Source organism: Variovorax paradoxus EPS, from assembly GCF_000184745.1.
GTDB classification, from domain to species: Bacteria; Pseudomonadota; Gammaproteobacteria; order Burkholderiales; family Burkholderiaceae_C; genus Variovorax; species Variovorax paradoxus_C.
The window spans coordinates 2,198,206-2,210,435 of sequence record NC_014931.1; the positions used below are offsets into that span (position 1 = coordinate 2,198,206).

12 protein-coding genes are annotated in these 12,230 nt (G+C 65.8%); all 12 read left to right on the forward strand.

Annotated elements, in window-relative coordinates; translation table 11 throughout:
- The first annotated feature begins 210 nt into the window (after nt 1-210).
- From VARPA_RS10105 to VARPA_RS10160, 12 genes are read left to right on the forward strand one after another with little or no spacing between them, the layout of a single operon-like run.
- Nucleotides 211-1,290, forward strand: coding sequence for a hypothetical protein (locus VARPA_RS10105; RefSeq protein WP_041942845.1), 1,080 nt, complete (start codon nt 211-213; stop codon nt 1,288-1,290).
- 40 nt (nt 1,291-1,330) lie between these two features.
- Nucleotides 1,331-2,620, forward strand: coding sequence for a DUF4043 family protein (locus VARPA_RS10110; protein ID WP_013540459.1), 1,290 nt, complete (start codon nt 1,331-1,333; stop codon nt 2,618-2,620).
- 57 nt (nt 2,621-2,677) lie between these two features.
- Entirely contained in the window at nt 2,678-3,157 is a 480-nt protein-coding gene (locus tag VARPA_RS10115) for a hypothetical protein (protein WP_013540460.1), read from the forward strand.
- Between the two features lie 55 nt (nt 3,158-3,212).
- Nucleotides 3,213-3,785 (forward strand): hypothetical protein, encoded by a 573-nt coding sequence (locus VARPA_RS10120; RefSeq protein ID WP_013540461.1) that lies wholly within the window; start codon nt 3,213-3,215, stop codon nt 3,783-3,785.
- Nucleotides 3,782-4,456 carry a hypothetical protein gene (locus tag VARPA_RS30150; protein ID WP_013540462.1) on the forward strand — a complete coding sequence of 225 codons (675 nt, stop codon included), beginning with the start codon at nt 3,782-3,784 and terminating at the stop codon, nt 4,454-4,456. Before VARPA_RS10120 ends, VARPA_RS30150 begins: the two co-directional genes overlap by 4 nt.
- Nucleotides 4,456-5,679, forward strand: a complete 1,224-nt coding sequence (locus tag VARPA_RS10130) for a hypothetical protein (protein WP_013540463.1) — start codon at nt 4,456-4,458, stop codon at nt 5,677-5,679. Before VARPA_RS30150 ends, VARPA_RS10130 begins: the two co-directional genes overlap by 1 nt.
- On the forward strand, nt 5,669-6,169 hold the full coding sequence (locus VARPA_RS10135) for a hypothetical protein (RefSeq protein ID WP_013540464.1): 501 nt from the start codon (nt 5,669-5,671) through the stop codon (nt 6,167-6,169). The genes VARPA_RS10130 and VARPA_RS10135 overlap by 11 nt, the downstream gene beginning before the upstream one ends.
- A gap of 11 nt (nt 6,170-6,180) precedes the next feature.
- Entirely contained in the window at nt 6,181-6,609 is a 429-nt protein-coding gene (locus VARPA_RS10140) for a hypothetical protein (protein ID WP_013540465.1), read from the forward strand.
- A gap of 39 nt (nt 6,610-6,648) precedes the next feature.
- Nucleotides 6,649-7,746: a DVUA0089 family protein gene (locus tag VARPA_RS10145; RefSeq protein ID WP_013540466.1), complete on the forward strand. Its 1,098-nt coding sequence runs from the start codon at nt 6,649-6,651 to the stop codon at nt 7,744-7,746.
- Complete coding sequence (locus VARPA_RS10150) at nt 7,743-9,323, forward strand: hypothetical protein (protein WP_013540467.1); 1,581 nt, start codon at nt 7,743-7,745, stop codon at nt 9,321-9,323. The genes VARPA_RS10145 and VARPA_RS10150 overlap by 4 nt, the downstream gene beginning before the upstream one ends.
- On the forward strand, nt 9,320-11,215 hold the full coding sequence (locus tag VARPA_RS30155; protein ID WP_013540468.1) for a hypothetical protein: 1,896 nt from the start codon (nt 9,320-9,322) through the stop codon (nt 11,213-11,215). The genes VARPA_RS10150 and VARPA_RS30155 overlap by 4 nt, the downstream gene beginning before the upstream one ends.
- A gap of 1 nt (nt 11,216) precedes the next feature.
- Complete coding sequence (locus VARPA_RS10160; protein WP_013540469.1) at nt 11,217-12,227, forward strand: hypothetical protein; 1,011 nt, start codon at nt 11,217-11,219, stop codon at nt 12,225-12,227.
- The last annotated feature ends 3 nt before the right edge of the window (nt 12,228-12,230 follow it).

Here is a 12,230-nt window from a genome sequence, read left to right on the forward strand (position 1 = left end):
GAGTGGGATGCTACCGCGTGGCGCAGCCCCCTGTAGGGTTTCCTCTTTGCAGCCCGCTTCTTGAAACTGCCCCTCAAGCACCGCGCGCGAGCGTTGGGGCGACGTCACGGTGGCAACACCGTGGATTCAAGGCAGATGGCGCGGGCCCACGTGGCTCGCACCGGATTGCTGGCCCCCATTGCGGCCACGGCGATATGTGGCGGGACAGGCATGACGACATCCAACGACTTTTTCCAGAACAACGAAATCACTGGCGCACTGACGCCGCAGCAGGCTGCGCAGCTCCTCGAGCTCGCATCGGGCGATACCAGCTTCGGGCTGGACGACGGTGGCGCGCCCGCGACCACCACTGCTGCAGACGCCGCCGCTTCTACCGAAGCGGGTGCCGCCAACACGAACAGCAGCGCAGCCGCTACGGCAGCTTCGCCTGCACCTTCCCCCGCTCCAGCGCCCGCCGCGGCGCCGGCAGCAGCTCCCGCAGCCGAGCTCGATGCGTCCAACGCCGTCTTGCTCGCGAAGGATGGCAAGCACACCATCCCCTACGAGAAGCTGGTGCAGGCTCGCGAGGGCGAACAGCACTGGAAGGCGCAAGCGGAGACGGCCCAGCGCCAACTCGCTGACCTGCAAACCCAAGCGCAACAGCGCGCTGAAGCGGGGCAAGCGCCGACGAAGACGGACAACCAGGTGGCGGCTGCGCAAGCGGCGATCGCCAGCGGGGTGGACCCCGCCCTCTTCGGTGACTTCTCCGAGGAGGCGTTGGCGAAGGGCATCGCGACGCTGGTAGACCAACGCGTGGAGGAGCGGATCAGCAAGGCGATCGCTCCCCTGCAACAACACCAGCAGCGCAGTGCGCATGACGCGCACTTCGACACCATCTACAAAGCGCACCCCGACGCGGATTCCGTGGCGGAGAGTGCCGAGCTGAAGGCGTGGATCGCCAGTCAGCCCAGCTACGTGCAGCCCACGCTGCACGAGGTGCTGGCGAAGGGCAGCGCGCAGAAGGTGGTCGAGCTGTTCAACGACTTCAAGAAGGCCACCGCCGCACCTGCGGCGGCTCCGGCTCCTGGAAAAGGCCAAGCCGCCGTGACCGATCCCAAGGTCGCGGCGCAAGCCGCCATCGCTGCCGCGGCACCAGCCGTGCCGGCCTCCCTCTCGGACATCCCGGGCGGGCGGGCCGACGCGCTGTCGCCGCACGAGCGACTGGCGGCTATGGACCCCGTATCGATGGCCGATGCCATGCAAGGCATGTCGCCGGCGCAGATCGATGCGTTCCTGAACCGATCCCTGTGAGCCGTCAGGCCCACGCAGCACCACACACAAGGAGGTCTTGATGACCGCAACGAAGACGCAAACCGCGTATGGCGACCCGAAAGCGATGGTCCAGCAAGCAGCTGGCGTATTCGCCGTCAGCCAGCAACGCAACACCACCATGAACCGGCTGGTCGGCAAGATGCCGAAGCTGGAAGGTGCGATCAGCACGATCAAGAAGCAGTCCAGCAACCACATGCCGATCGTGCAGGCGCAGGACCTGGGCCAGGGCAAGGGCGACGAGGTGAAGTTCAACCTCATCAACCCGAGCGGCGGTTACCCGATCATGGGCAGCGCGTACGCCAAGGGTCGCGGCGTGGGCATCAAGCTGTCCGAAGACCGCCTGCGCGTCAATCAGGCGCGCTTCCCGATCGACATGGGCGATGTGATGTCGCAGATCCGCAGTCCGGTCGACCTGCGCCGTGTCGGGCGCCCGCTCGCGCAACAGAAGATGGACGACTATCTGGACCAGTCGATCCTGGTCCACGCGGCGGGCGCGCGCGGCTTCCACGACAACATCGAGTGGCGTGTGCCGGTCGAGACGCACCCGGCGTTCTCCGAGATCCTGGTCAACCGGGTCAAGGCGCCGACCAAGAACCGCCACTTCATGGCCAAGGCCGGCGCGATCGACCAGTTCACCGTCAATGCCGGTGAACTCGACATCGCTTCGACCGACCTACTGAAGATGGGAACCGTCGATGCAGTTCGCACCTACATCGACCAGATTCCGCTGCCGCCGCCCCCCGTCAAGTTCGACGACGACCAGGCCGCGACCGACAGCCCGATCCGCGTGATGTTGCTTTCGCCTGCGCAGTACAGCGGCTTCGCTACGGACCCGGCCTTCCGCAACTTCCAGGCGAATGCGGTGGCACGTGCGCGTCTGGCCAAGGACCACCCGCTGTTCCTGATGGAAGCTGGTCTGTGGGGCGGCATCTTGATGGTCAAGATGCCCAAGCCGATTCGCTTCTACGCCGGCGACACCATCCGGTACTGCGCTGCCTATGACACCGAGGTGGAGTCGAGTGCCGTCGTGCCGGCCAGCTTCACCACGAAGTTCGCCATCGACCGCGCCATCCTGATGGGCGGCCAGGGCCTGGCGCAGGCCTTCGGTGCCTCGGAGCACAGTGGCATGCCGTTCTTCTGGAGCGAAGAGAAGGACGACCACGGCGACAAGCTCGAAATCCTGATCGGCGCGATCTTGGGCATGTCCAAGGTTCGCTTCGCGATCGACCACGGCGATGAGACCCAGTTCACCGACCACGGTGTGACGGTCCTCGACACGGTGGTGCCGATCATCAAGCCGCGCGGCTGATGACCCAGGGCCGGGGCAACCCGGCCTCTCTCCCTTCACCCCATCAAGGAGCCATACATGGCCAACATCAAACTCAAGGGACTGGGCATCAACCAGTTCGGCGGCATGGCCGCCTACGGCAACGTCACCACGTTGCGGGCAACGCTCGAAACCGATGCCACCGGTGCCGCTGTCCGCGCGAATGCGACCACGCCCCTCGGCGTCGGCGACAAGGTGTACCTGCAGAGCCTGCCGGCCGGATTCCGGCTCGAGGACCTGCAATCGATCGTGTCGACCGCCATGACCGCGGCGGTGACCGGCTCGATCGGCTTCGAGTACGCCGACGGCGAGGACAGTGCGGAGGTTCCCCAGGACCTTGCCTACTTCGGCGCGGGCATCGTTCTCAATGCCGCCGCTCGCCTGCGCACGAGCTCGTCGAAGGCGCCGGTAACGCTGGCGAAGGAAGCCTTTCTGGTGCTGACCCTCGCGGGCGCCGCCAACGCCAAGGTCAGCCGCGTCGACTTCATCGTCCACGGCGAGCGCCTGGGCGCGAAGTGATGTCGAAGGGGAAGGCGGCATCGCCTTCCCCTGTTCTCTTACTCAAGGAGCTCTCATGCCCACCAACACGAATGGCGTGCCCGTGAAGTACATCGGGCGCGAGGACCCGTTCTACGACCGCCTCTATGGTTCGAACCTCCCGTTCGAGCCCGGCCAGGTGCGCGTCATCACCGACCTGGATCTGGTCGCGAAGTTTCTGCGACACGATGACTGCTTCGAACGAGTCGTGCTCGAGCCTGTGGTCCCGGCTGCCGCGCCCGTGCTCGCCCCTGCACCCACGCAGTCGCCCGTTGCCCCAACGGGTGAGGGTAGCTCCAGCGAGACCGGTGCCACGTCGCTGACTTCGGCTGCACCGACGGGCGAGGCGGCCCAGGGTAAGGACGAGTCCACGCAGGTGCCAGAGGACGACACAGAAGCTCGCCTCGCGGCCGCCAAGAAGCTCGAGGACGAGCAGAAGCTGCTGGAACAGAACCGCCTCGACTTGGTGCAGACGCTGGACTCGATGGACAAAGACGCGCTGCAGAACTTCGCGCGCGACAAGTTCCAGCAAACGGTCCCGAAGACCTTGAGCTTGGACAACATGCGCGCGAAAGTCGTCGGGCTGATCGACCAGTTCGGGGTGCAATGACCACCGACGACCTCATCAAGTCTTTCCGCCTTGAATCGGGAGACCAGGCACGCAGCGAAGGCGGCGGCCAGAGCGATGTGCTCTGGTCCGACGAGGAGATCGCAGGCTGGCTCACCGAAGCGGAGGAAGAGGCAGCCATCCGCAGGCGGCTTCTGCCCGATGAGGTCTCGATCCCGATCACGGCGCCGACGCGGGCCTATTCATTCACCAGCTTCTTCGAGATCACCTACGCCGAGTTGGTGCCGGCGGCGGGCGATCGCATCGTCCTGAAGATCGTCAGCCGCGACGCGATGAACCGGATCGACCCGGAATGGCGCCGTGCTTCGTGCAAGCCGCGCACCCTGATTCAGGAAGACGTGCGCATCGTGCTGGCCGGCGAGGTCGCAGAGGCCTACTCGCTCTACCTGGAAGGTTTGCGGCTGCCGAAGAATCCGCTCAGCGCCGATATTCCAACCGCGACGCCGGAGATTGCACCGGTGCACCATCGCTTCCTGGTGCACTGGGCGCTGCATCGCGCCTATGGCATCCAGGATGCCGAGGCCTTCGACGCATCGCGCTCCCAGCGCGAGCTGGCCACCTTCGAGCGCTACTTCGGCTTGCGCCCCGATGCCGACCTTCGCAAGGATGCCCGCGCCGACGAGCCGCACCAAACCATCGTGTGGCGGTTCTGATGGCGCGAGACGTACCTGTCGGTCCGTTCCTCGGCCTGAACAACAAGCTCCGCCCGACCGAGCTGGATGCCGCGCAGCGCGACTCCAAAGGCGCGCGCTACCTTTATGGCGCCGACAACGTCGACCTCACGGGCAGGGGCGGCCTCAAGCGCCGCGAAGGCTTCAGCTTGCAACTTGCTGGCGCCGTGCATTCGCTGTGGAGCGATCCGCTCGGTGCCTTCGCCATGGTCGATGACGACCTGTGCGCGCTGTCGCCCGCTGGCGCCGGCCTTGCCGCCACGGTGCTGCGCGCCGGCTTGCCGAAGATGCCCGTCAGCTACGCGCGGGCGGCCAACGGCATCGTGTCGTGGAGCAACGGGCTCGAGCTGCGCTGCATCGTCGACGGCGTGGACTACCCGATGTCGGCCGCGCCGGCCCTGTCGCCCGAGGTGGTGGCCAGCGCTGGCGGTGCGCTGCCGGAGGGCTTGTACATCGTTGCCTTCACCTGGTCGGGCCCGCAAGGGGAGAGCGCGCCGACGCACGCTGTGCAGATCGAGGTCCCGGATGGCGGGCGCATCGACATCGCCGACGCCGCGGGCGCCACCGTGTGGCTGTCCGGCCCGAACGGCGATCACGTCTCCAGCTACGGCATCGTCACCTCGGTGGCCGTGCTGGCGCCCGGCGGCCGGGTCTCGCGCACGCTCAACACCGCGCCGATGCCGGCCGGCCACATCGTGCGCATGCACAACGGCAGCCTGCTCGTGGCGCACGAGAACATCGTCTTCGTGTCGGTGCCCTACGCCAGTGGCATCTACCAGCCCGCGCGGGGCTACGTGCCATTCCCCTCGAAGGTCACGGTGATGGAACCCGTCGAAGGTGGCGTCTACGTCTGCACCGAGCAGAAGACGTATTGGATCACCGACTTCTTCGGCGAAGCCGCGCTGGTGCCTCGCTTCCCCTTCGGAGCCATCCCCGGCACCGGTGTTTTCTCACCCGAAGAGTTCAAGGCGTACTGGCAGACACCCCAGGGCCTCGCATCCGGCGATGCCCTGGGCACCGTTGAGCTGCTTCAGGCCAACGCACTCCGCCTGCCGCCGGCCTCGTTCGGCGCAACCCTGTACCGCATGCGAGACGGCCGTTCCAGCGTCGTCACCACCCGCAACGGTGTTCAACCCAACCGCGCCGCAGCCCTTGCGTGGGCCGATGCGGACGTGATCCGAAAGGAAACCTCCGATGACCTCTGAAATCAAGACTGGCGTGACCTACACCACCGAGGTGGTGGCGCCGGACGGCTCCGTGTCGCAGTGCTCGGTCGAGCACAACCTGGTGCCCATCGAGGGGCTGAACCATATGGCCGCCGGCACCTTCAAGAACGGTGCTCAGGTGGGCACCTGGTACATCGCGCCGTTCGAGGGCGACTACACGCCGACGCCTGACGACAAGGCCGCAACCATCGCGGCAGCGGCGCAGGAGAGTACGGCCTACAGCGCGGCAGCGCGCCTGGAGTTTGTAGAAGGCGCTGTGAACAACGGCGCAGTGGACAACTCGGCAAACAAGGCCGAATTCGTCTTCAACGCGCCCAAGGTCATCCGCGGTGTCTTCCTGGTGTCGGCCTCACCCAAGGGCGCCAACACCGGCACGCTGATCTCTGTCGTGCGCTTCGCTTCCCAGAAGACCGTGGACGCCGGCAGCACGCTGCGCGTGGTCGCTGGCTTCGCTTTCGCTTCCGTTTAAGGAGATACCTCATGAAGCTCTCAATCGCTCAACGCAACTCCATGCTGGCAAAGCTCAAAGCCGATCTGGACGGCGGAGAGATCCGCATCTACGCCGGGGCGATCCCGGACGACGCCGAAGACGCCATCGGCGGCGCTACGCTGCTCGTGACCATCAAGAACGGTGGCAGCGGACTCACCTTCGCGGCGCCGAGCGATGGCGTGATGCTGAAGGCGGCTGGCGAGACCTGGTCGGGCACCAGCGTGGCGACGGGCACGGCGTCGTTCTACCGGCACGTCCTCTCGGCAGACGACGGTTCCGCCTCGGCCTCGGCATTGCGCCTGCAGGGTTCGGTGGGCCTGGCTGGCGCCGATATGAATCTGACTTCTGTGGCGCTGGTCAGCGGCGTTACGGCGCCGCCCATCACTTACTACAACGTCGGCTCGCCCAAGGGCATGTAAGAAGTGCCGGTTGGCACGGCATCAGAGCAGCGATAAACAATGGCGACGCTTCCCGCAACCTATGACGTTCGCGACGACTTCAATGTCGATGCGGACCTGTCGGACAACGCCAGTCTGATCTCGTCGTCAACCGGTGCTGCGGGCATCTCACCGGCTTGGAATGGCAACTACACGGAAGTGACTGTCTCGGGCGGGCGCCTGAACAGTATCACCACGCTGGCTAACGTCCTTCTGAACATCAGTCCCGACGTTGTCGGATTTACCAGCCGCAACCTCGTCGGCATGACCGTCGAGGCTGAGTTCAGCACGCCGGGGTCGAACTTCTCGATGCTGCGCATCACTGCGTTCAACGAGGACTTCTCTGCCGCAGTTGGACCGGGCATTCAGCTCAACAGCTCGGGGAGTGTCTTCTTCGGTCTTGAGGGTGACCTCGACACGATGTCGCCTCCGCCTGCGTCGGCAGCCACCCACATCCTGAAGATGGTCGTGACGGCGGGGTACGACATCGAGTTCTACGTGGATGGCGTCCTTGCCGGAACGCGAAGCCTCCCGGCGACCACGCAGTGGCGGTGGGAAGTCCCTATCAGTATCCGCAACGGTGGTTACGTGGAGTACATCCACGTCTTCGGCAACGACATTCTGGAAAGCTCTGCGCCTCCCGCGCCCGCGCCGCCGTTCTGGACTGGCTTCGTCAACTCGTACGAGGTGGGCGGTGCGGCAGCAGCACCGCCACCGCCTGATCCCGAACCGGGCGAACCGGGCGAGTCGCACACGAATCCGATTGACGTTGATGTGCCCTTCGAGTTGCCATTGCCCGCATTGGATGGCACACCGGTCTGGCTCCGTATCACGCCGGGGAGCGGGAACTGGAAGTTCTCGACCGCCACGTCTCCTGACCCGGAGATTTTCGACACGTTTCTTGCACTCTATGACTCCTTCGGGAACCTGATCGCTTCCAACGAAGACATCAATTCTGGTGGCAGCGACTACCGGTCCGAGATCATCGAGACACTCGTGGCGGGGACGTACTTCCTCGTGATCTCGACGTTTGAGGGCTCGGCCGACAACGACTGGGCTGTGACGGGTGGAACGACCAATGTTCCCGAAGGAGCGGTGCTTGTCATCGAAGAGGTATGACCGACGAATTCCCCAAGAACCGGGGTGGCTGGAGCGGCCCTGGTCGTACGGCAGCCTACACGCTTGCCGGCGAAGGCGATAGCTCCACGACCTGGTCGCGCAAGCGCCGTTTCGGCGCCGAGGCGCGCAACAAGGGTGGGCACCTCACGGTCAAGGTCTCAGACCAGGCGCTGGACGGCTTCTATTCGCTCGGCATCGAGGGGGACGAAGGCGAGGGTGCCGTCGTCCGCGGCTCGGCCACCGCGCGCGGCAGCTTCTCACTGCGCGGCCCTGCGCCCACCTCTGAGCTCGGTATCCCGCAGTTGCTGACGCGCGGCAACGGCTCCGCCTGGACCCTTTCGGCGTTCGCCAACGTGGGCGACATTCCCAGCAAGTTCGGCCCGAACCGCGTCTACCGCATCGACTCGTACATCACGCGCGACGGCAAGACGCCGACCACCCGGCCGCCGCTGGGCGCCGTGGGCGCGAACGATGGTGCCGGCATCCGCACGGCGTCGATCTTCACGACCATTGGCGCGCGCCGTGGCGGCCGCTACGAGCACGCCATGGCCTACCCGGCGCTCAATGCTGACGGCGACAACATCATCGCCGTGGCGTTCGACGACGGGGAGACGCAGCGCGTGGTCATCGCGGCCGAGATCCCAGGCCAGATCATCTTCCCGCTTGCGTTCAATCGCGTGGGGCCTAGCACGTTCCTCGGCATGGGCGGGGCCTACTTTTGGCGCGGTGCCGCGGTTCCCGGGTACGACCGCACCCAGCACCCGGGGCTGTTCTTCTTCGCCTCGACGGACGGCGGCGTCACCTGGACCACGTTCTCGGCACCGTCGCTCACCGCGCACGAGCAGGCCGAATACGCGGCCAATACTGGCCCGCTGGGCGCCTGGGCGACGTGCAACACGGCGGCGATGAACACCGGCGCCACCATCGTGCCGCTGTCGCGCACTAAGGCGCTGGTGTATGCCATCTTGTCCTCGCCTGACGAGGCGCCGCCCGGCCCATGGTCACCGGGCACTCGATACAGCAATGCTCGCGTGCGCTTCGGTGTGGCCGACCTCGAAGCCGGCACGGTCGCCCTGCTCGGCACGCTCTTCGACCCACCGTTCGCAGCGCTGAGCACGGACTACCTCGCCCTGGCATTTCCGCGCTGGGAGCGAGGCGCCTGCATCGCGCCGGGCGGCGGCGCGCTGCTGTTCTTCAACGACGCGAACTACAGCGCCAACTGGACTTCGAACCCCACGATCTATTTCACCGAGGACGGGCCGCTCACGCTGCTGGGCAACATGCCGCTGCAGGCCGGCAGGGCGGGAGTGCCGCTCGCGGTTTCGCGCAGCCAACTCTTCATGCCCGTCTACGACGGCGGGGTGCATGCGCTCTTCGAGTCGAAGAATCGCGGGCTCACATGGACGAAGCGCGCGGCCATCTCCACGCTGGCAACCGAGACGCTGCCGGGCGCGAACGGTGCCAACACGGGCCCAAGATCATTCGGTGCCCTGGCCTTTCTTCGCAACGACGGCCGCGCACAGAACGCAACACCCGGCGCCCCCTGGCTGTCGGACGACAGGATTACTCCACCATGAGCAACGCACTGAAGCGCCTGGGTCAGGCCTACTCGATCCCCGCGACGCCGTACGTGCCCTACCGCCCGGCGTATACCTACGTCGAACCGATCCTCGGATATACCCGACCGGATGGCTGGTCAATGGATGTGGGGGCTGCATACACCGCTCCTTCAGGCGGGGCACCTACTGGACCGGGCACGCTGCTGCCCGACGGAACATGGTTGCCTGCGGGCTACTCCTTGGTCGTAAAGGGGCTCACGCCTCCCAACGCGCCGGGCGCCGGAATCCAGGTCCCTGTCGGCGGCTCCCAGCCCTCGTATGGGATCGTCGGCTATCGATTCATCACGGTGCCAGAGCAGGCCGAGCAGCAGGGTGCTCCCGGCCAGCGAGTCTCCGAGCCGCCGTCTGGTTGGAATTCTTTTGGCCGATCGCGTCGCGGTATCACTGCAGGGTCGGCAAAGTTCAAGATCCCCACGGGTGTCAGCGGCGTGGTCGCAGGGCTGACCGAGTATTCCATTCCGAACGCTGGCTACGGCCACATCCGCCACGGCCTTCGCTTCGCCGGCAACCGCGTCTACAACGCGCGCACCGGCGTGGACCTCGGCACCTTCTTCGATGACGACGAGTTTGAGATCGACTACGACGGCAGGGAGGTCGTGTTCCTGCTGAACGGCAACGACCTGGACTCCGAGCCATCCACCTACCGACGGGAACCCCTTTACCTGACGGTCGCGATGCACGACGTGGGCGACATGGTGGACAACCCTTCGCTGCAGGAGGTGGGCTACGGCGTCAGCAGCACGATGCTGCCGGTGCTCAAAGTGCTCAGTTCTGACGCGGCCCTCGGCGAATCCTCGGCGATGCTCCCAGCATTGACCGTCGATGCCGGATCGGGCAACTATGTTCTCGTGTCGCTGCCGACGCTGACGAGCTTGGCGGCCAGCGGCGCCTACGGCGAGGTGAAGTCCACACTGCCGGCGCTCACGACCACGAGTTACGGCGGCATGGTCCCCGGCATCGGATCGAGCGGCGTGGATGTCTCTCTGCCAATTCTTGTGGCAACGGCCCTCGGGCAGGGCGGCGGTTTGGGCGAAGTGGCTGTGAAGCTGCCCGTCCTGACCGTGCTCGCGGCCGACGCAACCTATGGTGAAGTCAAGGTCTCGCTGCCAGCCCTCACGACGTTCAGCTGGGGTGAGCCGAACGACGAAGGCTATGCACTGGAGACGATGGCCACTGGCGCGACGGCCAATGGCAACCTCACACTGCTGGTTGCGGTGCTGGAACACATCACGCTCGGAAGCACGGCGGTGCCCACGACGCTGCTGGACGCGGTGATCCAGGAAGTCATCAACGCGGCGCCGTCGGTGGCGACAGAGCAACTGCTGGAGGCCGTAGCTCGCACCTTCATCCAGGCCGGCTCCACCGGTGTGCTGGAGGGCGCTACCGGGCGCACTGACCAGGACACCTGGGTCTGGCACGCGGACGCCAAGGGCAGCACGATCTACCGAAGCTACCCGTTCAACAGCTTTGCGGTGATCGACGGCAAGCAGTACGGCGCCAGCGCCGACGGCCTGTTCCTGCTGGAGGGCGACGACGACGCGGGCGCGCCGATCCGCGCGAGCGTTGACCTCGGAAAGATGGACTTCGGCACATCCTCGCAGAAGACCATCGCCGAGTGCTACGTCGGCATGTCCGCCAGCGGGAACCTCTTCCTCAAGGTCATCGTTGAGGGGCGCGAGTTCATCTACAAGACCCGCGGTTTCTCGGAGCACATGCAGCAGCAGCGCTTCACCCCGGGCAAGGGCCTGAAGTCCAACTACGTCACGGTGCAGTTCTTCAACGAAGACGGCGCCGACTTCGAAATCGACACGGTCAACTTCCTCGTGGCCGACCTTCAACGAAAGATCTAGCATGCCCATCGTCACCGTTCCCGATCCGATCACCGGCGGTGCCGGCGCCGCGGTCACGACCACGCAGGTCATCAACGCGATGTGGGACAACTCCCAGACGCGCACCAACGAATCCAACGCGCGCATCGCTGCCGGACTCGGCGACATCGGCCCGGCGCCGATCATCGGTGTGCCGGTGCTCGACAAGAGCTACGTGCCGCCTCTGCGGCCACAGTTGCAAGACCCGAACATCATGAACGGGGAAGCGATGTACAACACCCAGCTGCAGAAGCTGGTGAACCTCATCGGCCAGGGCATCGCGGACTTCTTCCAGAACTACTTCCCGCTGGGGCCGTACGACGAGGCGGTGGAGTGGCTTCGCAAGGCCATCGTGGATAGTGGGACCGGTATTAATGCCGGCGTCGAGCAGCAGCTCTGGCAGCGCGGCAAGGCCCGCGTGTTGGAGGAGAGCATGGAGGCCGAAGACAACCTGACCGCAGGCTGGGCCGCGCGCGGCTACCCGCTGCCGCCCGGCGCGCTGGTCCACGGGCTACAGCGCATCCAACTGGACCGCAGCCGCAAGCTGGCCGAGATCAGCCGCGACATCGCCATCAAGAGCTTCGACACCGAGGTCGAGAACGTGCGCTTCGCAGTTCAGCAGACGCTGGATCTGCGCTCGAAGGCCATGAGCGCGATGGCCGACTACATCCGCACGCTGATGATGGGGCCGCAGACGGCTATGCAGCTGGCCACCGGTCTGGCCGGGCTCGAGCTCGATGTGAATCGCTCGATGGTCGCGCTGTACTCGGCCGAGGTGCAGGCGCTGCAGCCGCGCGTGCAGCTCGCGATCGAGGATGCACGGCTGCAGGCCGGCACGAACGAGGCGAATCAGCGCGCCATCGTGGTCACCGCGCAGTCGAAGGCCGATCTGGCCAAGGCCGCGGCGACGATGCTGGCCTCGCAGGCCAGCGCCGGTATCAATGCCGTCAACGCCTCGTCGTCCATCAGCGGCGGCGATAGCTCGCCGGTGTGACGC

Coding starts and splice junctions, on each gene's coding strand:
- VARPA_RS10105 (WP_041942845.1), top strand. CDS start 211: ATGACGACATCCAACGACTTTTTCCAGAACAACGAAATCACTGGCGCA.
- VARPA_RS10110 (WP_013540459.1), top strand. CDS start 1,331: ATGACCGCAACGAAGACGCAAACCGCGTATGGCGACCCGAAAGCGATG.
- VARPA_RS10115 (WP_013540460.1), top strand. CDS start 2,678: ATGGCCAACATCAAACTCAAGGGACTGGGCATCAACCAGTTCGGCGGC.
- VARPA_RS10120 (WP_013540461.1), top strand. CDS start 3,213: ATGCCCACCAACACGAATGGCGTGCCCGTGAAGTACATCGGGCGCGAG.
- VARPA_RS30150 (WP_013540462.1), top strand. CDS start 3,782: ATGACCACCGACGACCTCATCAAGTCTTTCCGCCTTGAATCGGGAGAC.
- VARPA_RS10130 (WP_013540463.1), top strand. CDS start 4,456: ATGGCGCGAGACGTACCTGTCGGTCCGTTCCTCGGCCTGAACAACAAG.
- VARPA_RS10135 (WP_013540464.1), top strand. CDS start 5,669: ATGACCTCTGAAATCAAGACTGGCGTGACCTACACCACCGAGGTGGTG.
- VARPA_RS10140 (WP_013540465.1), top strand. CDS start 6,181: ATGAAGCTCTCAATCGCTCAACGCAACTCCATGCTGGCAAAGCTCAAA.
- VARPA_RS10145 (WP_013540466.1), top strand. CDS start 6,649: ATGGCGACGCTTCCCGCAACCTATGACGTTCGCGACGACTTCAATGTC.
- VARPA_RS10150 (WP_013540467.1), top strand. CDS start 7,743: ATGACCGACGAATTCCCCAAGAACCGGGGTGGCTGGAGCGGCCCTGGT.
- VARPA_RS30155 (WP_013540468.1), top strand. CDS start 9,320: ATGAGCAACGCACTGAAGCGCCTGGGTCAGGCCTACTCGATCCCCGCG.
- VARPA_RS10160 (WP_013540469.1), top strand. CDS start 11,217: ATGCCCATCGTCACCGTTCCCGATCCGATCACCGGCGGTGCCGGCGCC.